22 protein-coding genes are annotated in these 23,278 nt (G+C 74.3%); 5 read left to right on the top strand and 17 right to left on the bottom strand.

Annotated elements, in window-relative coordinates; translation table 11 throughout:
• Positions 1–6: 6 nt before the first annotated feature.
• Positions 7–1,221, bottom strand: a complete 1,215-nt coding sequence (locus tag G8D98_RS00455; RefSeq protein ID WP_166097690.1) for an MFS transporter — start codon at positions 1,219–1,221, stop codon at positions 7–9.
• Positions 1,218–3,074: a translation elongation factor 4 gene (lepA, locus tag G8D98_RS00450; protein ID WP_166097687.1), complete on the bottom strand. Its 1,857-nt coding sequence runs from the start codon at positions 3,072–3,074 to the stop codon at positions 1,218–1,220. Before lepA ends, G8D98_RS00455 begins: the two co-directional genes overlap by 4 nt.
• Positions 3,075–3,197: 123 nt before the next feature.
• Here lepA and G8D98_RS00445 point away from each other — a divergent pair, with 123 nt between their 5' ends.
• Positions 3,198–3,722: a type II toxin-antitoxin system PemK/MazF family toxin gene (locus G8D98_RS00445; RefSeq protein ID WP_166097685.1), complete on the top strand. Its 525-nt coding sequence runs from the start codon at positions 3,198–3,200 to the stop codon at positions 3,720–3,722.
• 65 nt (positions 3,723–3,787) lie between these two features.
• Here the strand turns inward: G8D98_RS00445 and rpsT are convergent, their stop codons facing one another.
• Complete coding sequence (gene rpsT, locus G8D98_RS00440; RefSeq protein ID WP_166097683.1) at positions 3,788–4,048, bottom strand: 30S ribosomal protein S20; 261 nt, start codon at positions 4,046–4,048, stop codon at positions 3,788–3,790.
• A gap of 183 nt (positions 4,049–4,231) precedes the next feature.
• Positions 4,232–5,227 (bottom strand): DNA polymerase III subunit delta, encoded by a 996-nt coding sequence (gene holA, locus G8D98_RS00435; protein WP_166097680.1) that lies wholly within the window; start codon positions 5,225–5,227, stop codon positions 4,232–4,234.
• A gap of 75 nt (positions 5,228–5,302) precedes the next feature.
• On the opposite strand from holA, the gene G8D98_RS00430 reads away from it, so the two are divergent.
• A complete protein-coding gene (locus G8D98_RS00430; protein WP_166097677.1) occupies positions 5,303–5,863 on the top strand; it encodes a P-loop NTPase family protein in 561 nt (186 codons plus the stop codon).
• A 14-nt stretch (positions 5,864–5,877) separates the two neighbouring features.
• Here G8D98_RS00430 and G8D98_RS00425 read toward each other — a convergent pair whose 3' ends face one another.
• Complete coding sequence (locus G8D98_RS00425; RefSeq protein WP_229661720.1) at positions 5,878–8,106, bottom strand: ATP-dependent DNA helicase; 2,229 nt, start codon at positions 8,104–8,106, stop codon at positions 5,878–5,880.
• A gap of 163 nt (positions 8,107–8,269) precedes the next feature.
• Between G8D98_RS00425 and G8D98_RS00420 the strand changes: the two genes are divergently transcribed.
• Positions 8,270–9,973: a formate--tetrahydrofolate ligase gene (locus tag G8D98_RS00420; RefSeq protein ID WP_240920854.1), complete on the top strand. Its 1,704-nt coding sequence runs from the start codon at positions 8,270–8,272 to the stop codon at positions 9,971–9,973.
• Here the strand turns inward: G8D98_RS00420 and G8D98_RS00415 are convergent.
• From G8D98_RS00415 to hflX, 3 genes are all read right to left on the bottom strand, one after another.
• Entirely contained in the window at positions 9,966–11,021 is a 1,056-nt protein-coding gene (locus G8D98_RS00415; protein ID WP_166097672.1) for a GNAT family N-acetyltransferase, read from the bottom strand. The two genes, G8D98_RS00420 and G8D98_RS00415, sit on opposite strands and share 8 nt — an antisense overlap.
• 9 nt (positions 11,022–11,030) lie before the next feature.
• The gene (locus tag G8D98_RS00410) at positions 11,031–11,459 is read right to left on the bottom strand and encodes a hypothetical protein (protein WP_166097669.1); all 429 of its coding nucleotides are present in this window, start codon (positions 11,457–11,459) and stop codon (positions 11,031–11,033) included.
• Positions 11,460–11,531: 72 nt separating this feature from the next.
• Positions 11,532–13,001 carry a GTPase HflX gene (gene hflX, locus G8D98_RS00405; protein WP_166097667.1) on the bottom strand — a complete coding sequence of 490 codons (1,470 nt, stop codon included), beginning with the start codon at positions 12,999–13,001 and terminating at the stop codon, positions 11,532–11,534.
• A gap of 96 nt (positions 13,002–13,097) precedes the next feature.
• Here hflX and G8D98_RS00400 point away from each other — a divergent pair, with 96 nt between their 5' ends.
• Positions 13,098–13,700, top strand: a complete 603-nt coding sequence (locus G8D98_RS00400; protein ID WP_166097664.1) for a class I SAM-dependent methyltransferase — start codon at positions 13,098–13,100, stop codon at positions 13,698–13,700.
• Here G8D98_RS00400 and dapF read toward each other — a convergent pair whose 3' ends face one another.
• The 3 genes from dapF to def are packed head-to-tail and all read right to left on the bottom strand — an operon-like array spanning position 13,701 to position 16,154.
• Positions 13,701–14,588, bottom strand: coding sequence for a diaminopimelate epimerase (dapF, locus tag G8D98_RS00395; protein ID WP_373868489.1), 888 nt, complete (start codon positions 14,586–14,588; stop codon positions 13,701–13,703).
• Positions 14,572–15,519 carry a tRNA (adenosine(37)-N6)-dimethylallyltransferase MiaA gene (miaA, locus tag G8D98_RS00390; protein ID WP_229661721.1) on the bottom strand — a complete coding sequence of 316 codons (948 nt, stop codon included), beginning with the start codon at positions 15,517–15,519 and terminating at the stop codon, positions 14,572–14,574. The genes dapF and miaA overlap by 17 nt, the downstream gene beginning before the upstream one ends.
• Before the next feature lie 5 nt (positions 15,520–15,524).
• Entirely contained in the window at positions 15,525–16,154 is a 630-nt protein-coding gene (def, locus tag G8D98_RS00385; RefSeq protein WP_166097659.1) for a peptide deformylase, read from the bottom strand.
• 134 nt (positions 16,155–16,288) lie between these two features.
• On the opposite strand from def, the gene G8D98_RS00380 reads away from it, so the two are divergent.
• The gene (locus G8D98_RS00380; RefSeq protein WP_166097656.1) at positions 16,289–16,480 is read left to right on the top strand and encodes an antitoxin; all 192 of its coding nucleotides are present in this window, start codon (positions 16,289–16,291) and stop codon (positions 16,478–16,480) included.
• A 60-nt stretch (positions 16,481–16,540) separates the two neighbouring features.
• Here the strand turns inward: G8D98_RS00380 and miaB are convergent, their stop codons facing one another.
• The 6 genes from miaB to recA all read right to left on the bottom strand — a co-directional run bounded on the left by miaB (position 16,541) and on the right by recA (position 23,223).
• The gene (gene miaB / locus G8D98_RS00375; RefSeq protein WP_166097654.1) at positions 16,541–18,052 is read right to left on the bottom strand and encodes a tRNA (N6-isopentenyl adenosine(37)-C2)-methylthiotransferase MiaB; all 1,512 of its coding nucleotides are present in this window, start codon (positions 18,050–18,052) and stop codon (positions 16,541–16,543) included.
• A 45-nt stretch (positions 18,053–18,097) separates the two neighbouring features.
• Positions 18,098–18,937, bottom strand: coding sequence for a transglutaminase family protein (locus tag G8D98_RS00370; protein WP_166097651.1), 840 nt, complete (start codon positions 18,935–18,937; stop codon positions 18,098–18,100).
• Position 18,938: 1 nt separating this feature from the next.
• On the bottom strand, positions 18,939–19,865 hold the full coding sequence (locus G8D98_RS00365; protein WP_166097647.1) for an alpha-E domain-containing protein: 927 nt from the start codon (positions 19,863–19,865) through the stop codon (positions 18,939–18,941).
• The gene (locus tag G8D98_RS00360) at positions 19,859–21,433 is read right to left on the bottom strand and encodes a circularly permuted type 2 ATP-grasp protein (RefSeq protein WP_205859676.1); all 1,575 of its coding nucleotides are present in this window, start codon (positions 21,431–21,433) and stop codon (positions 19,859–19,861) included. The genes G8D98_RS00365 and G8D98_RS00360 overlap by 7 nt, the downstream gene beginning before the upstream one ends.
• Positions 21,434–21,581: 148 nt before the next feature.
• Positions 21,582–22,124 (bottom strand): regulatory protein RecX, encoded by a 543-nt coding sequence (locus tag G8D98_RS00355; protein ID WP_166097643.1) that lies wholly within the window; start codon positions 22,122–22,124, stop codon positions 21,582–21,584.
• Position 22,125: 1 nt separating this feature from the next.
• Positions 22,126–23,223, bottom strand: coding sequence for a recombinase RecA (recA, locus tag G8D98_RS00350; RefSeq protein ID WP_268238608.1), 1,098 nt, complete (start codon positions 23,221–23,223; stop codon positions 22,126–22,128).
• Positions 23,224–23,278 lie beyond the last annotated feature (55 nt).

Genomic DNA, 23,278 nt, shown 5'->3' with positions numbered 1-23,278 from the left:
GCCCGCCTACCGGGCGCGGGCGCGCCGCCGCCGCCCCACGCCGCTGACGACGAGGGTCCCCGACCCGAGGACGAGCAGGAGCGCGCACACGGCGAAGACACCGCCGTAGCCGAGGCCCCCGCTGCCCCCGAGGGCGATCGCCGGCCCGGAGACGACCGCCCCGACCCGTGTCGTGTTCATGAACAACGACGACGCGAGGCCCGGTCGGCCGACGACGTCCTGGAAGAGGGTGAGTCCCACCCCGGACATCGTCGCGATGAAGACCGCGTTGAGGGCCTGCCCGGCGACGAGGAGGACCGGCCCGGAGGTCACGGTCATGAGCAGGTAGTAGGCGAGGCCGAGGCTCGACCCCGCGACGACGACGCGGCGTGGGCCGAAGCGGGCGGTGACCCGGCCGAGGACCATGAGGACCGGGATCTCCAGCGCCGCGCACGTGCCGAGCGCGATACCGCCCCACTCGATGTCGAGGCCGAGCTCCTGGGTGACGAACAGGGGGACCGCCGAGACCGCCGCGCTCAGGGCGGCACCGAACGCGACGAACGCCCCGAGGAGGACGAGGACCTCCGGGCGGCGGACCGCCCGCCCCATGCTCTCCCCCGTCGGTGGCGGCGCGTCGGCGTACGCGGAGCGGGCGTGCGCACGCATCATCACCCGGGTCAGGCCCAGGCCGAGCAGCCCGAGGCCCGCCACCGCCCACAGCACCGAGCGGTTGCCGAAGAACCCCATGAGGAAGGCCGCGAGCGGCGGCCCGCCGACCCAGGCGAAGGAGAACACGGCCCGGGTGCGCATGATCTGCTCGACGCTCGCGCCGGTGTAGCGCTGGTAGGCGAAGATCAGGCCGATGGCGATCCCCGCGGGCCCGCCGAGCGCGACGAGGGCCAGCACCGCGAGCGGCAGCGTCGTCGCGAGCGCGAGCGCCGTCGTCAGGGCGATGGTGAACACCCCGCACCACAGCAGGGGCCGCAGGTAGTCCCCGGAGCGGTCCGCCCGGCTGGGCACGACGAGCGTGGAGACGAAGCCGCTGACGTTGTAGGCGGCCAGGGCGATGCCGACCTCGCGCGCGTCCGCACCGTAGAGCGCGACGAGGATGATGCCGATCGCCGGGTTGAGGAAGGCGAACTGGGTGCCCCACAGCAGCGCCGAGACCGGGACGAGCACCCGCGGGCTCGGGTGTCGCAGGCCGGCGCCCGACGCGTGGGGGTCGGCGGGCGCGAGGCTCACGAGCGGGTCGCCGACCCGCCGGCTCCGTCGGAGGTCAGCGCGGCGATGAAGGCCTCCTGCGGCACCTCGACCCGGCCGACCATCTTCATCCGCTTCTTGCCCTCCTTCTGCTTCTCGAGCAGCTTGCGCTTGCGGGAGATGTCGCCGCCGTAGCACTTGGCGAGGACGTCCTTGCGGATGGCGCGGATGTTCTCGCGGGCGATGACCCGGGCGCCGACGGCGGCCTGGATCGGCACCTCGAACTGCTGGCGCGGGATGAGCTCCTTGAGCTTGCCGGCCATCATCACGCCGTACCCGTAGGCGCGGTCCTTGTGGACGATCGCCGAGAAGGCGTCGACCTGCTCGCCCTGGAGGAGGATGTCGACCTTGACCAGGTCGGCGCTCTGGTCCCCGGCCGGCTCGTAGTCGAGGCTGGCGTAGCCGCGGGTGCGGGACTTCAGGGCGTCGAAGAAGTCGAAGACGATCTCGGCGAGCGGCAGGGTGTAGCGCATCTCGACGCGGTCCTCGGAGAGGTAGTCCATCCCGAGCAGCGTGCCGCGCTTGCCCTGGCACAGCTCCATGATCGCCCCGATGAACTCGCTGGGCGCGAGGATCGTCGCGCGCACGACGGGCTCGCGGACGTCGGCCACCTTCCCCCCGGGGAACTCGCTGGGGTTGGTGACGACGACCTCGGTGCCGTCCTCCATCGTCACGTCGTAGACGACGTTGGGCTGGGTCGAGATCAGGTCCAGGTCGAACTCGCGCTCGAGCCGCTCGCGGACGATCTCCAGGTGGAGCAGCCCGAGGAAGCCGCACCGGAAGCCGAAGCCGAGGGCGGCCGAGGTCTCCGGCTCGTAGACGAGCGCGGCGTCGTTGAGCTTGAGCTTGTCGAGCGCGTCGCGCAGGTCGGGGTAGTCGCTCCCGTCGATCGGGTACAGGCCGGAGAACACCATCGGCTTGGGGTCGCGGTAGCCGCCGAGCGGGCTGTCGGCCGGTGTGCGCGCGTTGGTCACGGTGTCGCCGACCCGGCTCTGGCGCACGTCCTTGACACCCGTGATGAGGTAGCCGACCTCGCCGACGCCGAGGCCGTCGGCCGGCGTCGGCTCCGGGCTGATCACGCCGATCTCGAGCAGCTCGTGGGTGGCCTTGGTCGACATCATCGCGATCCGCTCGCGCGGGTTGAGGTCGCCGTCGACGACCCGGACGTAGGTGACGACGCCGCGGTAGGTGTCGTAGACCGAGTCGAAGATCATCGCCCGGGCGGGGGCGGCCGGGTCGCCGACCGGCGGGGGGACCTGGCCGACGATGGCGTCCAGGAGCGGCTCGACGCCCGCGCCCGTCTTCCCGGAGACCTGGAAGCAGTCCGCGGGGTCGCAGCCGATCAGCCCGGCCAGCTCCTCGGCGTACTTCTCCGGCTGCGCGGCCGGCAGGTCGATCTTGTTCAGCACGGGGATGACCGTCAGGTCGTTCTCGAGCGCGAGGTAGAGGTTGGCCAGCGTCTGGGCCTCGATGCCCTGGGCCGCGTCGACGAGCAGGACGGCACCCTCGCACGCGGCGAGGCTGCGGGAGACCTCGTAGGTGAAGTCGACGTGCCCCGGGGTGTCGATCATGTTGAGCACGTAGGGGTGGCCCTCGACCTCCCAGGGCATCCGGACCGCCTGGGACTTGATCGTGATCCCCCGCTCGCGCTCGATGTCCATCCGGTCGAGGTACTGGGCGCGCATCGCGCGCTCCTCGACGACCCCGGTGATCTGGAGCATGCGGTCGGCGAGGGTCGACTTGCCGTGGTCGATGTGGGCGATGATGCAGAAGTTGCGGATCGCCTCCGGCGGTGTCGCGTGCGGCGGCAGCACGGTGCGGGCGCGGGGGGACACGGGCGGCTGGTTTCCTCGGGGTCGGCGGGGCGGGGCGCTGGCCCCCAGTCTCCCACGTCGCGCCGCCGCCCCCGAACGCGCGGGACGGCGGTGGCCGCTCGGTCCGCTCAGTAGGGTCGGGCCATGCAGTGGCAGCGCATCCTCCGCCCCATCGTCACCTCGGCCGTGCGTGAGGCGGTCCGCGCGGCGACCCGTACGCGCCCCGGCACCCGGCGCCGGCCGGAGGCCGGCACGCCCTCGGCGGGGGGCTACCCCGGCGACTACGAGGGAGCGCTCGAGCCGGTCTACGCCCCGCACCCGGACGGCGAGCCGGACCCCGGCGAGATCGTGTGGACGTGGGTGCCCTACGAGGAGGACCACGCCCAGGGCAAGGACCGCCCGGTCCTGCTCGTCGGCCGGGACGGCCCGTGGCTGCTCGCCCTGCAGCTGACCAGCCAGGACCACGACCGCGACGAGGAGCAGGAGCGGCGCGCCGGGCGGCTGTGGGTCGACATCGGCTCGGGTGCGTGGGACTCGCGGGGGCGAGCGAGCGAGGTGCGCGTCAACCGGGTCATCCGGGTCGACCCCGAGGCGGTCCGCCGCGAGGGCGCGGTCCTGGCCCGGGAGCGCTTCGAGGAGGTCGCCGCCGCCGTCCGCGCGGCCTCCTGAGCCAGGAAGCCGACGGGCCCGTCACCCCTGGGGGTGACGGGCCCGTCGGCGTCGGGGGCCCGGGCTCAGAGCTGAGCGGCCCGCTTGGCCATCGCGGACTTCTTGTTCGCGGCCTGGTTCTGGTGGATGACGCCCTTGCTCACGGCCTTGTCGAGGGTCGTCGAGGCGACCTTGAGCGCCTCGCGCGCCGCGTCGGCCTGCCCGGCGTCCGCGGCCTCGCGGAAGCGACGGATGGCCGTCTTGAACTCGGACTTGACCGCCCGGTTGCGCTCGGTCGCGCGCTGGTTGGTCTTGATCCGCTTGAGCTGGGACTTGATGTTCGCCACTGGTTCTTTGCCTTCGGTCGGGTTTCGGTTGCCGTAGAGGGCGGCAGTCGCGGGTCGGGACCGGGCGTGGGGCACCCGTGGTTGACTCGCGCTGGTGATGCTCGTGCGCGCGCGACCACACGCGCACGCAGTCGCCCAAAATACCAGGGGCGGCCCGCGGTGGCCAAAACGGGCGAGGCCGGCTCAGCCCCCCTGGTGGCGGGTGTGCTGGCCGGTGATCGTCAGGACGAGCCGCTCGACGGCGTAGACCGGGTCGCGCCCGCCCCCCTTGACCTCGGCGTCGGCGGCGGCCGCCGCCTGGAGGCAGGTCGCCAGCCCCTCGGCGGTCCAGCCCGCGAGGGTGCGTCGCGCCCGGTCCACCTGCCACGGTGCCATCCCGACCTCACGGGCGATGTCGCCCGAGCGGCCCCGGCCCGCGGACCCGACGCCGACGAGCTGGCGGACCTGCTGGGCGAGGACGGCGACGATCGGCACCGGGTCGACCCCGACGGCGATGGCGTGCCGCAGCAGGCGCAGGGCCTCGCCGGGGTCGCCGGCCAGGGCGGCGTCGGCGACCCGGAAGCCGGTCGCCTCGACCTTGCCCCCGTGGTAGGTGAGGACGACCTGCTCGTCGATGACGCCGGTCGTGTCCTCGATCAGCTGCTGGCAGGCGGCGGCGAGCTCGCGCACGTCCTTGCCGACCGCCTCGACGAGGGCGCGTACCGCCTCGCCCGTCGCCTTGCGCCGGGCCCGCCGGAACTCGTGCGCGGCGAAGTCGGACTTGTCGCGGTCGGTGCGGACCGCGGGCGCCTCGAGGACCCGGGCGCCGGCCCCCCGCAGCGCGTCGAGGACCTTGCGCCCCCGCTGCCCGCTGCGGTGCTGGACCACGAGGGTGAGGTCGGGCGCAGGCTCCTGACCGAGCAGGCGCAGCAGGTCACCCTGCAGCTCCTCCCCCGCCTCGTCGAGGTCGTGAACGACGACGCACGTGGCCCCGCCGAAGAGGGAGGGGCTGGCGTGGAGGGCCAACGCCCCGGGCTCGTAGCCCCCGGCGTACACGCGCACGACCTCGAGCTGGGGGCTGGTGACCCGCAGCTCGTCGAGCGTCTGGGCGACGGCGCGCTCGGCGAGGATCTCCTCGGGGCCGGTGACGAGGACGTACGGGGGCACCCGTGCGCTGCCCGCTCCCACCACCTCGGTCATGGCGCTCACTCTGCCATCCCCCGCCGACCGGGTGCAGCGCCCACAGAGGGCCGCCCGCTGGCCTACGATCACCCGGTGACCCCCGACGGCGACTTCGACCTCGCACGCCACCGTCGGGTCGTCGTCATCGGCGTCACGGGCTCGGGCAAGTCCTCCCTCGCGGTCCGCCTCGCCGCCGTGGGCGGGATGCCGTACGTCGCCGTGGACGACCTCATGTGGCGCCCCGGCTGGGTGCAGCTCGGCCCGGCCGGGCAGGTGGAGGCGGTCCGCGAGCACCTCGCCGGGCCGGCCTGGGTCATGGACGCGATGTGGAGCGCGACCCGCGAGCTCGTGCTGGCGCACGCCGACCTCGTCATCGCCCTCGACTACCCCCGCCGGGTGAGCCTGGCCCGGCTGCTCAACCGGACCGTGCGACGGCTGCGCGAGCACGAGGAGGTCTGCGGCGGCAACCACGAGTCCTGGCGAGGGACCCTCTCGAGCGACTCGATCATCGCCTGGCACGTCCGCTCCTTCGACCGCAAGCGCGCCCAGGTCGAGCAGCTGTGCGCGGCCCCCGACGGGCCACCGGTGCTGCGGTTCACGGACCCGCGGGACACCCAGGCCTGGCTGCGCTCGCTCGAGCGCGCCGCGGCCTGAGCCGCGCTCGGACGTCACTCGAAGGTCAGCGTCGGGCCGGTCCCCGCCTGCAGCCCCAGCCCGTCGAGGCGCGCCCGCACGACGTCGAGCGGGAGCTCCATCGACTCGGCCAGCTCCTCGCTCGTCAGCCCGAGGGCCACCCCGTCGCGCAGCTCCTCGTCCTCCGCCGCGCCCCAGGCGTGCCCGCGGGTGACGGCCGTGCGCGCCGCGTCCGGCGGCACGGGCGGCGCCGCCGCGGCCATCGACGTGCCGGCGACGGCGCCGGTCAGCCCCCGCAGGGTCGGCTCCGCGACCGGCAGCGGCGGGGGTGCGGTCTCGTCGAGCCGGCGCAGCGCCCCGAGGACGAGGTCGCGGTCGGCCGTCGGCCAGAACGGCGGCAGCGAGCGCTGGAGGAACCCGGCGTAGCGGGCGGTCATCATCCGCGAGTCGAGGAAGGCGACGACGCCGCGGTCGTCGGCCCGGCGGATGAGCCGCCCGGCGCCCTGGGCCAGCCGGAGGGCCGCGTGCGTCGCCGAGACCGCCATGAACCCGTTGCCGCCCATCCGGGCGATCGCCTGCGAACGTGCCGAGGCCAGCGGGTCGTCGGGGCGGGGGAAGGGGATGCGGTCGATGACGACGAGCTGGCACGAGGAGCCGGGCACGTCGACGCCCTGCCACAGCGACAGGGTCCCGAACAGGCAGGTGCGGGCGTCCCGGGCGAACTCCCGCACGAGGGTGGCGATCTGGTCCTCCCCCTGGCACGCCAGGACGATGTCGGTGTCCTCGAGCCGCGAGCGCAGCTCCTCCGTGGCCTCGCGGGCGGCCCGCATCGAGGAGAACAGGCCGAGGGTGCGCCCCCCGGCGGCCCGGACCAGGGCCTCCAGCTCGTCGAGGGTCTGCGGCGCCGTCCCGTCCCGCCCGGGGGCCGGGAGGTGTCTCGCGACGTAGGCGATGCCCTGACGCGGGTAGTCGAAGGGGCTGCCGACGTCGAGGCCGCGCCACCGCGGGGCGCCCTCGCCGCGCAGCCCGAGGGTCCCGGCGACGGCCTCGAAGCTGCCGCCCAGCTCCAGCGTCGCGGAGGTGAGCAGGACGGTGCGCTCGTCGAAGACCCGCTCGCGCACGAGCATCGCGACGCTCATCGGCGCGACCCGTAGCACCGGACCGCGACGAGGGTCCTTGGCGAGCCAGACGACGTCGAGCTCGCGCTCCTCGAGCATCCGCGCCGCGGTGTCGAAGAGCTCCTCGACGGCCGCCTGCGCGACCTTGCGGGCACCGTCCGGCTCCTCCCCCGCCGCCGGCTTCAGCTCGCTCTGGGCCTGCCGGGCGACGTCGCGGACCCGCCCGAGCGCCAGCGCGAGCGCGTCGGGGACCCCGGTGAGGCGACCCTCGGCCATCGGCTCCAGGGTGGCCTCGAGCAGCGCGGCGGCGTCCTCGAGCGCCTCGGCTGCCTCGGCCTGGCGCCCGGCCCGCCGGCCGGCCGCCCGGACGGCGGCAGCGGTCAGCTCGTCGGTGACGGTCGAGGTGACGCGGTCGACGAGCTCGTGCCCCTCGTCGACGACGAGGACGTCGTGCTCGGGCAGCAGCGCCCGGCCCTCGAAGGCGTCGATGGCCATGAAGGAGTGGTTGGTCACGACGACGTCGACCTCGCGGGCCGCCGCCCGCGAGCGCTCGACGAAGCACTCGGCGGCCATCGGGCAGCGCGAGCCCAGGCACTCCTGGGCGCTCACCGAGACCTGGCGCCAGGCCCGCTCGGAGACCCCCGGCACGAGCTCGTCGCGGTCGCCGGACTCGGTCTGTTCCGCCCACGCCCGCAGCCGCACGACCTCCTGCCCCAGCCGGGACGCGGCCCGGTCGACCTCCCCGAGCTCGAGCAGGGTGTCGGCGTCGTCGTCCGGGAAGCCGCCCTCGAGCTTGTGCCGGCAGACGTAGTTGCGCCGCCCCTTGACCAGGGCGTACGTGGGACGCCGGCCGAGCAGCGGCTCGAGAGCCCGCGCGAGCCGCGGCATGTCGCGGTCGACCACCTGCGCCTGGAGGGCCAACGTCGCCGTCGCGACGACGGCGGTGTGCCCGGAGTCGACCGCGTGCTGCACGGCGGGCACGAGGTAGGCCAGGGACTTCCCCGTCCCGGTGCCGGCCTGGACGAGCAGGTGCTCGCCCCGCTCGACGGCGTCGGCGACGGCGTGGGCCATCTCCACCTGGCCGGTGCGCTCGCTGCCCCCGACCCCGGCGACGGCGGCCCGCAGGAGGTCGTCGAGAGAGGGCACCCGAGCAGCCTAGGCCCGGGCCCGGCGGCGCCGCGCCGCCGGAGGGGGGTTGTGGACGAGGGGTGCCACCGCGACGGGTGCGCGTTGCTCAGTGCGCACCTCGTTGCGCGCAGCGCATCGGGCCGGTTGTCGGCCGCCGGAGCGGGGTGCCACGATGGCCCGTGTGACCACCGACGCGCACACCGGGCCCGTCCCCGCGGACATCGAGATCGCCGAGGCAGCCGACCTCCTCCCCGTCGTCGACCTCGCCCGGGACCGGCTGGGGATCGCCGCCGAGCACCTCCTGCCCTACGGGCACACCAAGGCCAAGATCGCGCTCGAGCACGTCCGCTCGCTCGAGGGGCGGCCCGAAGGAGCGCTCGTCCTCGTCACGGCCATCTCGCCCACCCCGGCCGGTGAGGGCAAGACGACGACCTCGGTTGGCCTGGCCGACGCGCTCTCCCGCCTCGGCGAGCGGACGGTCGTCGCGCTGCGCGAGCCGTCGATGGGCCCGGTCTTCGGCATCAAGGGTGGCGCCGCCGGGGGCGGGTACGCGCAGGTCGTGCCGATGGCCGACATCAACCTCAACTTCACCGGCGACTTCGCGGCCGTCGCGGCAGCGCACAACCTGCTCTCCGCGGTCCTGGACAACCACCTGCACCACGGCAACGAGCTCGACGTCGACCCGCGCACGATCACCTGGAAGCGCGTCGTCGACCTCAACGACCGCGCCCTGCGAGAGGTCGTCGTCGGCCTCGGCGGCCCGACCAACGGCGTCCCCCGCGAGGACGGGTTCGACATCGTCGTCGCCTCCGAGGTCATGGCCATCCTCTGTCTCGCCACCTCGGTCGCCGACCTGCGCGAGCGGCTCGGCGCCATCGTCGTCGGGTACACCCGCGGCCGGGAGCCGGTGCGGGCGCGCGACCTGCAGGTGCACGGTGCGATGACGGCGATCCTCAAGGACGCCCTGGCGCCCAACCTCGTCCAGACCCTCGAGCACACCCCCGCGCTGGTCCACGGCGGCCCGTTCGCCAACATCGCCCACGGCTGCAACTCGGTCGTGGCCACCCGCACCGCGCTGCGGCTCGCGGACTACGTCGTCACCGAGGCCGGGTTCGGCGCCGACCTCGGCGCGGAGAAGTTCGTCGACATCACCTGCCGCGCCTCCGGGCTGCGCCCCGCGGCGGTCGTCGTGGTCGCGACCGTCCGGGCCCTGAAGTACCACGGTGGCGTCGAGGTCGCCGACCTGGCGACGGAGTCCCTCGAGGCGCTCGCGGCGGGGATGGCCAACCTGCGTCGCCACCTGGCCAACGTCCGCGAGGTCTACGGGCTGCCGGCGGTCGTCGCGCTCAACCGGTTCCCGAGCGACACCGACGCCGAGGTGGCCGAGGTCGGCCGGCTGGTCGAGGCCGAGGGGGTGCGCTGCTACGAGGCGACGCACTTCGCCGAGGGTGGACGCGGCGCAGAGGCGCTGGCCCGCGGGGTGCTCGAGGTCATCGAGGCCGCGGAGGCGGACATGCAGCTCGTCTACCCCGACGACGCTCCGCTCGCCCGCAAGGCGGAGGCGGTCGCCACCCGGGTCTACGGCGCGGCGGCCGTGACGTTCGAGCCGAGGGCGGCCCGCCGGCTGGCGGCCATCGAGGCCGAGGGCTACGGCCACCTGCCCGTGTGCATCGCCAAGACGCAGAGCTCGTTCTCGACCGACCCGAGCCTGCGCGGCGCCCCCGAGGGCCACACGGTGACCGTGCGGGAGGTGCGGCTCTCGGCGGGGGCCGGCTTCGTCGTCCTCGTCACCGGCGAGATCATGACGATGCCCGGGCTGCCCAAGGTGCCCGCCAGCACCCGGATCGACGTCGACGACGACGGCCGGATCGTCGGGCTCAGCTGACCTCGGGGGCGGCCTCCTCGAGCCACCGCGCCATCCAGATGTCGTCGCGCTCGTCGTCGGGGGCGACCCGGATGCCGCCGGCCAGACGGCCGACCTCCCGGTAGCCCAGCCGCCCGTAGAACTCCTCCGTCCCGGTCCCACCCCGCACGCCCAGCTCGACGAGCTCGACGCCCTCGGCACGCGCCACCCGGTGCATCGCGGACATCAGCAGGCGGCCGAGGTTGCGACCGCGCCGAGCGGGGTCCGTCATGACCCGGTAGGCCGTCCGCCGGTGCCCGAGCAGGGGGTTCGGCCCGGCGGCCCACCAACCGAGCGCGGCGAGGGAGCCGTCGGCGGCCCGGAGCAGCACCGCGACGGCGGAGCCGGTGGCCATCGCCTCCTCGTGGGCGCCGAGCGCCTCGGCCACCCGCTCCCGCGGCGCCCCGGGCAGGAAGCCGACCGCCCCGCCCGCGTCGTTGACGGCACACCAGAGGTCGAGCACCTCCTCTCGAGTGGCGTCGTCGAAACCACTGCGGCACAGGTGCATCCGCGGTGCACGCAGCACGAGGGACGGCTCGGCGTCGGGGAGGTCGTCGGGGTGGCGGGTGGTGCCCGCGCGCTCGAGGCCGGCCGCCTGCGCGGTGTGCACCGACGCGACGTTGACCGGCCGGACCACCGCCTCGACGGGCAGGTCCGGGCGCCACTCGAGCGCGTCGGCGACCCAGGCCCGGGCCGCCTCGCGCGCCAGCCCCCGCCCGTGGTGCGAGGCGGCCAGGCGGTAGTAGAGGTTGAGGACACCGGTGGCCGGCCGGGTGCGCAGCCCGCCGAACCCGAACGCCTCGCCCGAGCCTGCCTCCTCGACGACGTGGTACCCGACACCGTGCTCGCGCCAGTGGTCGAGCACGGCGGCGAAGGCGGCTGCCGCGGCGTCGTCGGTCGCCGCCATCGAGTGCGGCGAGTGCCCGTAGAGGCCCGGGTCGCGGTGCAGCCGGACCCACAGCGACTCGTCCGCAGGGGTCGGCGGGCGCAGCGTCAGGCGGGTGGTCCTCAGGGTCGTCGGGGCGTGCACTCGACCAGCCTATTGCACAGGGTTCGCAACAGTATCGCCGCCGGCGGTGCGCAACGCCGCGGCGCACTGCTCGACACTGCGGAAGCGCGTCACCGCGGGATGGCTGTAGAAGACGCTCCCCCGGATGATGTCGCCCACCACGGCGACGGTGTACGCGCTCTCGTGGGCCGCCCGGCTCAGTGCCGCGCCGAGCTCGACGAACATGCCCCGTCCTTCATACCCGGTGGCGAGCGCGACCAGCGCGTCAGCGGTCCACACGGCCTCGAGCATGGCCGACGCCATCGCCGCCGAGACGGCCGGATCCAGGTCCACGCCCTCGGTCGGCGGCATCTCGCGGGTCCAGTCGAGGGTGAGCTCGTGACCGGCCGTGAGCAGAACGTCGCGCGCGTCCCGCACGAGCTGCACGGCGGGCATCGGCGCGGCGAGGTAGACCTTCACGTGCGCGAGCCTGCCCGCTGGCACCGACAGGCCTCGCCCACCGCCGGGGTTCAGCCCCGCTGCGGCGGATGGTCAGCGGGCGTACGCGGCGAGGTCGTGGGCGAGCTCGGCGTCGACCCGGGCGCTCAGCCGGGTGCCCTCGGCCAGGTGCTCGCTCGCGAGCACCTCGCCCGTCTCGTGGACGCGGCTGACCAGGTCACCCCGGTCGTAGGGAACGAGCACCTCGACGTCCACGTCGGGCTGGGGCAGCTCCTGGGCGACGAGCGCCCGCAGCGCGTCGACCCCGGCGCCGGTGCGCGCCGAGACCGCGATGGAGTGCGTCTCGTGCCGACGGAGGCGGTCGAGGACCTCGGGGTCGGCGAGGTCGACCTTGTTGACGACGACGACCTCCTTGACGTCGTCCGCACCGACCTCGGCGAGCACGGACCGCACCGCGGAGATCTGCCCCTCGGGGTCGGGGTGGCTGCCGTCGACCACGTGGAGCAGGAGGTCGGCGTCGGCCACCTCCTCCAGGGTGGAGCGGAACGCCTCGACGAGCTCGTGCGGTAGCTGGCGCACGAAGCCGACGGTGTCGCTCAGGGTGTAGAGCCGCCCGTCCGGGGTCTCGGCGCGGCGGACGGTCGGGTCGAGGGTCGCGAAGAGCTGGTCCTCGACGAGCACGCCCGCACCGGTGAGCCGGTTGAGCAGGCTGGACTTGCCGGCGTTGGTGTACCCCGCGATGGCCACGCTCGGGACCCGGTGGGCCCGACGCCCGCCGCGCTTGGTCTCCCGGACGGTCTTCATCGCGGCGATCTCGCGCCGCAGCCGGGCGATGCGCGAGTTGATCCGCCGCCGGTCGAGCTCGATCTTGGTCTCACCGGGCCCGCGCGAGCCCATCCCCTGGCCGCCCGCGGCCTGTCCCCCCGCCTGCCGGGACATCGACTCGCCCCAGCCACGCAGCCGCGGCAGCAGGTACTGCAGCTGGGCGAGCTCGACCTGCGCCTTGCCCTCCCGGCTCTTGGCGTGCTGGGCGAAGATGTCGAGGATGAGGGCGGTGCGGTCGATGACCTTGACCTTGACGACGTCCTCGAGGGCCCGACGCTGGCTGGGGGCGAGCTCGGTGTCGGCGACCACGGTGTCGGCCCCCTCGGCGATGACGAGGTCGCGCAGCTCGGCCGCCTTGCCCTTGCCGAGGTAGGTGGACGGGTCGGGATGCGGCCGGCGCTGCACCACCCCGGCGAGCACCTGGGAGCCGGCGGTCTCGGCGAGCGCGGCGAGCTCGCGCAGCGAGTTCTCCGCGTCGGTCAGCGTGCCGTGCGACCACACGGCAGCGAGGACGACACGCTCGAGGCGCAGCCGCCGGTACTCGACCTCGGTGACGTCCTCGAGCTCGGTCGAGAGTCCGGAGACGCGCCGTAGGGCCGCTCGCTCCTCGCGGTCGTACTGGTCGCCGTCGTGGCCGGCCCACTGGTCGTCGAGGACGACCGCCGCGTCGTCCGCGCGCTCGGAGCCGGTGGAGGCCAGGGCGGCGGCCCGGCCGGTGAGGATGTCTCGTGCAGTCATGTTCTCCCTACTGTCCCACGAGGCAACGCCGGCGAGCGAGGCGTTTCTTCCCCGGTCTCGCCCGACCGGCCGGGCGGGCGCTAGCCTTCGGTCGCGATGGGCGAGCACTACTTCACCGCCGAGCCGGCGAGCGACGCACAGCGTCGACGGCTCACCGTCCGCCTCGCAGGGCGAGACGTCGAGGTCGAGGTCGCCGGTGGGGTGTTCTCCCCCGGCGCCGTGGACCGCGGCACGGCCGTCCTGCTCGAGGAGGCACCGCCTCCCCCGCCCGAGGGCGTCTTCCTCGACCTGGGCTGCGGCTGGGGCCCGCTCGCGCTCAGCCTGGGCCTGCGCTCGCCCGCCGCGACGGTGTGGGCGCTCGACGTCAACGCCCGGGCCCTCGACCTGTGCCGGCGCAACGCGGCCGCGCTCGGGCTGGGCCGCGTCCACGCGGTGACTGCCGAGCAGCTGCCGGCGGACGCGCGCTTCGACGTCATCTGGTCCAACCCGCCGATCCGCGTCGGCAAGGCGGTCCTGCACGACCTCCTGCGGACGTGGCTCCCGCGGCTGGCTCCCGACGGGGTGGCCCACCTCGTGGTCCAGAAGAACCTCGGCGCGGACAGCCTCCAGCGGTGGGTCGACGGCGAGCTCGGGATGCCGTGCGCGCGGACGGCCTCGAGCAAGGGGTTCCGGGTGCTGCAGGTACGCCGCCCCGGCTGATCAGTCCGGCAGCAGCGCCAGCGGGACGCTGCCGTCGGCGACGAGCACCGCCGGCCCGGCGAGCTCGACGCCGTGCCCGGGCAGGAGGTGCACGGTGAGCCGGCCCCCCGCCACGTCGACCCGCCACGTCGCACCGGTGTCGAGCGACCCGGCCCAGAAGCTCGTAGCCACGGCGGCCGCACAGGCACCGGTGCCGCAGGAGCGGGTCTCGCCCACGCCCCGCTCGTGGACGCGCATCGCGACGTGCCCCGGCCCGATGGGCCGGACGAGCTCGACGTTGGTGCCCTCGGCGGGCGCGGGCCGCACGAGCGGTGCGCGGCCGAGGTCGAGCCCGGCCAGGTCGACGCCCTCGGGCAGCGCGACGACCGTGTGCGGGTTGCCGAGGTCGACCGAGAGCGCGGAGAAGGGCTCGCCGTCGCCGATGTGCACCCGGGCGTCGGAGCCGTCGCGGTCGGCGGTCACCGGGTCGACCAGCCGCCAGGGACCGAGGGCGACCGTCCACTGGCCGCCCTCCCGGCGGACCTGCTTGGCCCCGGCGCGGGTGGCGATGACGAACTCGTCGGCGCTCTCCAGGCCCTCGCGGCGCAGGTACTCGGCGAAGACCCGGGTGCCGTTGCCGCACATCTCCGCCGCGGACCCGTCGGCGTTGCGGTAGTCCATGAACCAGCGGGCGACCCCTGCCTGGTCGCGCACCGCGCTCTCCTCGGCGCGCTCGGTGGGGACCACCCGGATGACGCCGTCGCCCCCGAGGCCGGCCCGCCGGTCGGCGAGCCAGGCCGCGCGGGCGGGCGACAGCCCGAGGGCACCGTCGAGGTCGGGCACGAGGACGAAGTCGTTCTCCGTCCCGTGCCCCTTGGTCACCGCCAGCCGGTCAGCCATGGCACCCATCGTCCCATCCCCGCCCGTCGGCGTCCTCGAGCGCCCGCTCGACGTGGGCGCCGGCCACCCGGGCGAGGTCGGGGGCGAGCGCGTCGAGCCACACGACGCGCGGGTCGGCGCCGAACCAGGACTCCTGGCGACGCACGAGCCTGCGGGTGCGCCCCGCCGTCTCGGCCACGGCCTCCTCGCGGTCCATGGACCCGTCGAGGACCGCGAGCGCCTGGGCGTAGCCGAGCGCCCGGCTCGCCGTGCGGCCCGCGCGCAGCCCCCGCTCGAGCAGCGCCCGGGTCTCCTCGAGCAGCCCGGCGTCGAACATCGCCCGGGCACGCCGCTCGACCCGGGCGTCGAGAGCGGTCCGCTGGGCGCGCAGGCCGAGCACGAGCGTCGGGCGGAGGAACTCCCGCCGCGGCATCGTCGCGCTGAACGGCGCACCGGTCAGCTCGAGCACCTCGAGCGCGCGGACGACCCGACGGGTGTTGGCGGGCGCCAGGGCCGCCGCGGCCACCGGGTCGCGCCGGGCGAGCTCGGCGTGCAGGGCGGCGCCCCCCTCGCGTTCCGCCCGCTCCTCGATCCGCCGACGCACGACCGGGTCGGTCGGCGGGATCTCCAGCCGGTCGAGCACGGCCCGCACGTACAGCCCGGAGCCGCCGACGAGCAGTGGCAGGGCGCCACGGCGGAGGATGCCGTCGACGTCGTCACGGGCGTGGCGCTGGTAGGCCGCCACGCTCGCCTCCTGGGTCACCTCGAGCACGTCGAGCTGGTGGTGGGGGACGCCGGCCCGCTCGGCGACGCTCAGCTTGGCGGTCCCGATGTCCATCCCCCGGTACAGCTGGGAGGCGTCCGCCGAGACGACCTCGGCGCCGAACCGCCGCGCGAGCGCCAGCCCGAGCTGCGACTTGCCCGTCGCGGTGGCGCCGACGACGGCGACGACGAGCGCCACGCGGGTCAGCGGACCTCGTCGCCGACCGACACGTCGCCGCCGACGGCGTCCTCGTCCGTGTCGTCGTGCCCGAACGGGTCGCGGTCCTCGCCGGGCATCCAGCTCAGGCCGGGCACCCCCCAGCCGTTGGCCTTGACGGCCTTCTTGGCCCGGCGCGCCCACTTCGGGGAGAGCCGGTCGACGTAGAGGAAGCCGTTGAGGTGGTCGTACTCGTGCTGGAGCATCCGGGCGAACCAGCCCGTGCCCTCGTAGTGCAGGTCCTCGCCGTCCAGGCCCTGCCCGGTGAGCACGGCGGACTCGCCACGACGCAGCGGGTAGGCCTCGCCGGGCACCGACAGGCAGCCCTCGGACTCCTCGTGCGGGTCCGGCTCGCCCGGTGCCGGCTTGGCGGGGACGAGGTAGGGGTTGATGACGACCCCCCGGGCGGGGATGCCGTCCTCGTTCCCCAGCTGCCAGGTGAAGATCCGCAGACCCACCCCGACCTGCGGTGCCGCCAGGCCCACCCCCCGGGCGCGGTCCATCGTCTCGAACATGTCCGCGACGAGCTCGCGGATGCCGTCGTCGATGACCTCGACGGGCTGGGCACGACGATGGAGGACGGGCTCCCCGGTGATGACGACAGGACGGACGGTCATGCCCGTGATTCTTCCAGAGCCCGCCCGTGCGCCCGAGTCCCGGCACCGGGGTGGCGCCGGGCGCCGATCGGGCGTGCACTGGAGCTGCCCCCTCAGGGGGGCATGCCCCGTTCCCGGACACGAGGAGGTCGCCCATGGGATTTCTCGAGCGCGCCAAGGACAAGCTCAGCGAGCTGGCCGAGCAGCACCCGGACACGGTCGAGTCGCTGAGCGACCAGGCCATCGAGCGCGGCGGCGACGCCGTCGACTCGGCGACCGGGGGCAGGTACGCCGAGCAGGTCGACCAGGCCCAGGCCAAGGCCGACGAGGCGATCGGCGAGCGCTGAGCCCACCGAGGCCGCGAGGCCCCCGCCCGGGCGGGCGGGGGCCTCGTCGCGTCGGTGGGGTCAGGCCGAGCAGGCCGGGGCCACCGCGAGCGGGGGTGCCCCCACACCCGGCATCCCGAGGGAGACCGCCGGCCGCCCCGGGACCGCGGCGTCCTGCAGGGCGGCCCAGGCCTCGCCACCGGGGGTCCGGCGCACCCGGTAGGTGCCCCCGTCCAGGCCGCTGTCCGCGACGAGGTGGTGCGGCGCCCCGTAGGTGACCGCGGCGGTGACGACGTCGCCGGGGCGCGGACGCTCACCCCCGGCCGGCACGCCGACGTGCACCAGCCGGTTGTCGCGGGCTCGTCCGGAGACCCGGGAGGTCTCGCCGTCCTTGCGACCCTCGCCGGGTGCGACGAGCACCTCCACCTCGTGGCCCTCCAGGGCCCGGTTGCCGGCCCAGGACAGCTCCTCCTGGAGGGCGACGAGGCGCTCGAAGCGCTCCTGGACGACCTCCTTGGGGACCTGGTCGGCCATGGAGGCGGCCGGCGTGCCGGGGCGCACCGAGTACTGGAAGGTGAAGGCGCTGGAGAAGCGGCCCTCCCGGACGACCCGCAGGGTCTGCGCGAAGTCCTCCTCGGTCTCGCCGGGGAACCCGACGATGAGGTCGGTGGTGATCGCGGCCTCGGGCATCGCGGCCCGCACGCGCTCGAGGATGCCGAGGAAGCGCGCGCTGCGGTAGCTGCGCCGCATCGCCTTGAGCACCCGGTCCGAGCCGGACTGCAGCGGCATGTGCAGGCTGGGCATGACGTTGGGGGTCTCGGCCATCGCCGCGATGACGTCGTCGGTGAACGCGGCCGGGTGCGGGCTGGTGAACCGCACCCGCTCCAGGCCCTCGACCTGCCCGCACGCCCGCAGCAGCTTGCCGAAGGCGAGCCGGTCGCCGAACTGGACGCCGTAGGTGTTGACGTTCTGGCCGAGCAGGGTCACCTCGACCACGCCCTGGGCCACGAGGGCCTCCACCTCGGCCAGGACCTCCCCGGGGCGGCGGTCCTGCTCCCGGCCGCGCAGGCTCGGCACGATGCAGAACGTGCACGTGTTGTTGCAGCCGACGGAGATCGAGACCCATGCCGAGAAGGCGGAGTCACGGCGGGTCGGCAGGGTCGAGGGGAAGGTCTCGAGCGACTCGAGGATCTCGACCTCGGCGCGCTTGTTGTGCCGCGCCCGATCGAGCAGGACCGGGAGGCTGCCGATGTTGTGCGTCCCGAACACGACGTCGACCCACGGGGCCCGGCGCACGATCGTCTCGCGGTCCTTCTGGGCCATGCAGCCGCCGACGGCGATCTGCAGCCCCGGGTTGCGCTCCTTGGCCGGGCGCAGCTGGCCGAGGTTGCCGTAGAGCTTGTTGTCGGCGTTCTCGCGCACGGCGCAGGTGTTGAAGACGACGACGTCGGCGACCTCGGCCCGGTCGGCCTCGGGCACGCTCTGCAGGTCGACGTACCCGGCGGTCTCGAGCAGCCCGGCAAGGCGCTCGGAGTCGTGCACGTTCATCTGGCACCCGTGGGTGCGCACGTCGTAGGTCCTCGCAGCAGTCATGGCGCACCCAGGGTACGTCGGGGACGGCCCTCCCCGGCGCCACGGTCAGGCGAGGCGGGTGATGCTCACGTCGACCGTCAGGGTGGCCGTGGCCTGCCCGGAGTAGATGCCCTTGAAGGGCGGCACGTCGTCGTAGTCACGGCCCCGGGCGACGACGACGTGCTCCAGGCCCACCTCGGTGCCGTTCGTCGGGTCGGCGGGCACCCAGGCGTCGTCCCAGAACTCGACCCAGGCGTGGCTCTCGCCGGTCGCGCTCATGCCCACCTCGAGCCCCTTGCGGGGCACGAGGTAGCCCGAGACGTACCGGGCCGGGATCCCGAGGCTGCGCAGGGTCCCCACCGTGACGTGGGCGAAGTCCTGGCACACGCCGGCACCCTCGGCCCAGGCCTCCTCGCCGTGGCTGTGGACCCCGGTGACGCCCGGGCGGTACTCCATCCCGGCCCGTACGCGGCGGCACACCTCCTCAGCGGCGGCCCGCGGCGAGGGCAGCGAGCGAGCGTCCTCGACGAGCTCGCCGAGCCCCTGCCCGGGCCGGGTGCGCCCGGAGAGCATGAGCCACTCGTAGAGCCGGTCCTGGACCGAGGGGTCGTGGACGGTCTCCCAGTCGCAGGTCGGTGCCGGCGGGTCCAGCGCGGTGCGCTCGACGGTCGAGGTCGCCTCGATGTCGAGGGCGGAGTGCTCGGCGAGGCTCTCCATCGCCATGACGTGGGTGCCCCAGTGGTCCCGGTAGACGTGGCTCCACGTCATCGGCCGGATCCGGATGCGGTTCTCCAGGGTCGTCTGGCCCGGCTCGTTCAGGGGGGTCATCCGCAGCTCGTTGTGCGCGGCCCGGACCGGCCCGTCGTAGGCGAGCGTGGTCGTGTGGACGATGCGGTAGCGGCGCACCTCAGCCCACGTCCTTGGTCCACGTCGGCAGCGGGCCGGACTGGAAGTAGCGCGAGGCGATCGCCGACGAGGCCGCGGTGACCGCCGACTGGACCCGGCGCATCTGCGCCGGCAGGTCGGCGATGACCTCCGCCGTGGACCGGTACTCCAGGGAGGTCCGGACCCGCCCGAGCTGGCGGCGTGCCTCGTCCGAGACCCCGATCCGCTCGGTCTGCGGCGGGGAGAGCGCCTCGAGGCGGCGCTCGGCCTCGAGGAGGGAGAAGAAGACCGAGCGGGGGAACTCGCGGTCGAGGACGAGGAAGGCGGCCGCCCGCTCGTCGGAGAGCAGCCCGCGCTGGCTGCGCATGAAGGCCTGCTGCGCACCACAGCTGGAGAGCACGACCGACCACGGAGCACCACCGCGGGGAAAGCCGCCGGTGGCGACGAGCCGCGCGGTCATGTCCGCCCGCTCGATGCTGCGGCCGAGGACGAGGAAGTCCCACGCCTCGTCGTGGGACATCGTGGAGTCGGCGATGCCGGAGACCAGGGCGGCCCGTTCACGCACCCACGACAGGTGGCGCTCGGTGACCATGCCCCGGCCGAAGCCGTTCCACCGGTGCCACGTCGTGTTGATGCCCTCCCACAGCTCGGTCGAGAGCGTCTCGCGGGCCCGCCGGGCGTTCTCCCGAGCCGCGAACCACGCACCGGTGACCGAGCTGGGGTTGGCGCGGTCGAACACGAGCGAGGCCCCGACGTCGTCGTAGGTCACCGGCCCCTCGTGCGGCAGGCCCATGATCACCGAGAGCACGGTGTGCGCGACCGCGCCCTCGTCGGCCGCGGGGTCCTCGAGCAGCTGCAGCCGCAGGACGTCGACGATCCGGGCGGTGCCGTCGGCCCGCTCGGTGTAGCGCCCGATCCAGAACAGCGACTCGGCGATCCGGCTCAGCACGCGCCCTCACCGCCCTCGGTGGCATCCGCGACGGCGCGCCGGCGCCGGGCCTGCTGCTGCTGCTGTTGCTGGGCGCGCATGCTGTCCTCGAGCGAGGCCGTGGGGGCGCTCATGACGACGACCTCGCGGTTGTCGCCGGATGCGGAGGAGGCGGCCGGGATGCTCGCCCGCCGGTCCGAGAGCACCCAGGTGTCCTTGCTGCCGCCGCCCTGGCTGGAGTTGACGACGAGCTCCCCCTCGGGCAGCGCGACCCGGGTCAGGCCACCGGGCAGCACCCGCACCCGCTCGCCGTCGTTGACCGCGAAGGGTCGCAGGTCGACGTGCCGCGGGGCCAGCGCGCCGTCGATGAGCGTCGGCACCGTGGACAGCTGCACGACCGGCTGGGCGATCCAGCCGCGAGGGTCCTCCTCGAGGGCCCGGCGCAGACGGTCCAGCGTCGGGCCGTCGGCGGCGGGGCCGACGACCAGGCCCTTGCCCCCGGAGCCGTCGACCGGCTTGACGACCATCTCCTCGAGGTGGTCCAGGACGTGGGTCATCGCCGGCCCGCCGTCGGCACACCGGTAGGTCTCGACGTTGGGCAGGATCGGGTCCTCGTCGAGGTAGAAGCGGATGAGGTCGGGCAGGTAGCTGTAGATGAGCTTGTCGTCCGCGACGCCGTTGCCCACGGCGTTGGCGACGGTGACCCGCCCGGACCGCATCGCGGAGACGAGGCCCGCGACCCCGAGGACGGAGTCGCCCCGGAAGTGCACGGGGTCGATGAACTCGTCGTCGACGCGCCGGTAGATGACGTCGACCGGGCGGTCGCCGGTCGTCGTGCGCATCCGGACCTGGCCGCCGACGCAGACCAGGTCGCGGCCCTCGACGAGCTCGACACCCATCATCCGGGCGAGCAGGGCGTGCTCGAAGTAGGCGGAGTTGAACACGCCGGGGGTGAGGACGACGACCGTGGGGTCGCTCGCGCCGTCCGGCGCCGCGGCACGCAGCGCGGACAGCAGCATCCGCGGGTAGTCGTTGACCGGACGGATCCGCATCGTCGCGAAGGCCTCGGGGAAGACGTTGGCCATGGCCCGCCGGTTGGCGATGACGTAGCTGACCCCCGAGGGCACCCGGACGTTGTCCTCGAGGACGCGGAAGGTCCCCTCCTCGTCCCGGATGAGGTCGACCCCCGCGACGTGCACCCGCACCCCGTTGGCCGGCCGGATGCCCATGACCGCCCGGTGGTAGTGGTGCGAGCTCGCGATGAGGTGCCAGGGCACGACCCCCTCGTGGACCGCCCGCGGGATCTCCCCCTCGCGCGAGTAGATGTCGTCGAGGAAGGTCTCCAGCGCGGTCACCCGCTGCGCGACCCCGGACTCGATGACCTGCCACTCGTGCGCGGAGATCACCCGCGGGACCGCGTCCAGCGGGAAGGGGCGCTCCTCCCCGGCGTAGTCGAAGGTGACGCCCTGGTCGAGGTAGGAGCGGGCGAGGATGTCGGCCCGCTCCTTGAGGGTGCCCCCGGTCGTCGAGCGCAGGGTGTGGAAGACGGCCTTGTACGGCGTGCGCGGCTCGTTGTTCCCGGCGAGCATCTCGTCCCAGGCGCCGCCACCGAGCTGGTAGCCGTCGAACAGGCCCCCCGGCGCCTCGGGACTCGTCGGCTCGCTCACGCCCCCGAACCTAGGGGGCATCGGTAACCGTGTCATCACCGCCGTGTCTCCGGCGTGTTTCCCGGGGCCGTCAGTCGCGTCGGTGCTCGGGGGCCTCGCGGACCGCCTGGCGCACGACCCGCATCGCCGTCTCGGCGTCGTAGCCCTTGCGGGCGAGCATGCCGGCCAGCCGGCGGGTCTGCACGTGCGGCTCGAGCCCGTGCATCGAGCGCAGCCGGGCGGTGACGAGGGCCCGGGCCCGCTCCTCCTCCTCGGCGGGGTCGACCTGTGCCACGGCCGCCGCGGCGGTCTCGTCGTCGACGCCGCGCCGGCGCAGCTCGTGGCGCAGCCCTCGACGGGCCAGGCCGCGCCCGGCCTGCTGGGAGCGCACGAGCATCCCGGCGTAGGCCTCGTCGTCGACGAGACCGACCTGCTCCATCCGGTCGAGGACCTCGCGGGCGACGTCCTCGGGGCAGCCCTTGCGGCGCAGGACACCCTCGAGCTGGGAGCGGCTACGGGGAGCGGCGGTCAGCTGACGCAGGACGATCTCGCGGGCCCAGTCGTGCGGGTCGGGCTCCCGACCCCGGGTCCGCGGGTCGGACTCGGGGTCGGGGGCCGGGTGACCGGGTGCCACCTCAGAAGTCGACCGGGACGTCCGGGACGGCCTCCGGCTCGGGGCGGACGCCGATGCCCAGCTTGTCCTTGATCTTGCGCTCGAGCTCGTCGGCGAGCTCGGGGTTGTCCTTGAGGAAGGCCCGGGCGTTCTCCTTGCCCTGGCCGAGCTGGTCGCCGTCGTAGGTGTACCAGGCGCCGGCCTTGCGGACGAAGCCGTGGTCGACCCCCATGTCGATCAGCCCACCTTCGCGGGAGATGCCCTGGCCGTAGAGGATGTCGAACTCGGCCTGCTTGAACGGCGGGGAGACCTTGTTCTTGACCACCTTGCACCGCGTGCGGTTGCCGACCGGGTCGCTGCCGTCCTTGAGGGTCTCGATCCGCCGCACGTCCAGGCGCACGGAGGCGTAGAACTTCAGCGCCTTGCCACCGGTGGTCGTCTCCGGCGAGCCGAACATCACGCCGATCTTCTCGCGCAGCTGGTTGATGAAGATCGCCGTCGTGCCGGTGCTGTTGAGGGCACCGGTGATCTTCCGCAGCGCCTGCGACATCAGCCGCGCCTGGAGGCCGACGTGGCTGTCGCCCATCTCGCCCTCGATCTCGGCCCGCGGCACGAGCGCCGCGACGGAGTCGATGACGATGATGTCGAGCGCGCCGGAGCGGATGAGCATGTCGGCGATCTCGAGCGCCTGCTCCCCCGTGTCGGGCTGGGAGACCAGCAGCGCGTCGATGTCGACGCCGAGCTTCTTGGCGTACTCGGGGTCGAGGGCGTGCTCGGCGTCGATGAACGCCGCGATGCCGCCGGCCTTCTGGGCGTTGGCGACCGCGTGCAGCGCGACGGTCGTCTTGCCCGAGGACTCCGGGCCGTAGATCTCGACGACCCGGCCCCGCGGCAGGCCGCCGATGCCGAGCGCGACGTCGAGGGCGATCGACCCGGTGGGGATGACCGCGATCGGCGGGCGGACGTCGTCGCCGAGGCGCATGACCGCACCCTTGCCGTGGGCCTTCTCGATCTGGGCCATCACCGAGGCGATGGCCTTGCCCTTCTCGTCGCCGGCTCCGGCGTCCCGCGCCGCGGGAGGGTTCAGGACGGCACCGCGAGCGCCGTTGGGTCCAGCCATGTCACACCAGTCCTTCGTGTTCGTCTCGGGCGCGCCTACCGGCGACCGGCCCCCG

The organism is Phycicoccus endophyticus (genome assembly GCF_011326735.1).
GTDB classification, from domain to species: Bacteria; Actinomycetota; Actinomycetes; order Actinomycetales; family Dermatophilaceae; genus Phycicoccus; species Phycicoccus endophyticus.
This window is presented reverse-complemented; position numbering and strand designations above follow the sequence as displayed.

Coding starts and splice junctions, on each gene's coding strand:
- G8D98_RS00445 (WP_166097685.1), top strand. CDS start 3,198: ATGCAGTGGCAGCGCATCCTCCGCCCCATCGTCACCTCGGCCGTGCGT.
- holA (WP_166097680.1), bottom strand. CDS start 5,227: ATGACCGAGGTGGTGGGAGCGGGCAGCGCACGGGTGCCCCCGTACGTC.
- hflX (WP_166097667.1), bottom strand. CDS start 13,001: ATGACTGCACGAGACATCCTCACCGGCCGGGCCGCCGCCCTGGCCTCC.
- G8D98_RS00400 (WP_166097664.1), top strand. CDS start 13,098: ATGGGCGAGCACTACTTCACCGCCGAGCCGGCGAGCGACGCACAGCGT.
- dapF (WP_373868489.1), bottom strand. CDS start 14,588: ATGGGTGCCATGGCTGACCGGCTGGCGGTGACCAAGGGGCACGGGACG.
- def (WP_166097659.1), bottom strand. CDS start 16,154: ATGACCGTCCGTCCTGTCGTCATCACCGGGGAGCCCGTCCTCCATCGT.
- G8D98_RS00380 (WP_166097656.1), top strand. CDS start 16,289: ATGGGATTTCTCGAGCGCGCCAAGGACAAGCTCAGCGAGCTGGCCGAG.
- miaB (WP_166097654.1), bottom strand. CDS start 18,052: ATGACTGCTGCGAGGACCTACGACGTGCGCACCCACGGGTGCCAGATG.
- G8D98_RS00360 (WP_205859676.1), bottom strand. CDS start 21,433: ATGCTCGCCGGGAACAACGAGCCGCGCACGCCGTACAAGGCCGTCTTC.
- recA (WP_268238608.1), bottom strand. CDS start 23,223: ATGGCTGGACCCAACGGCGCTCGCGGTGCCGTCCTGAACCCTCCCGCG.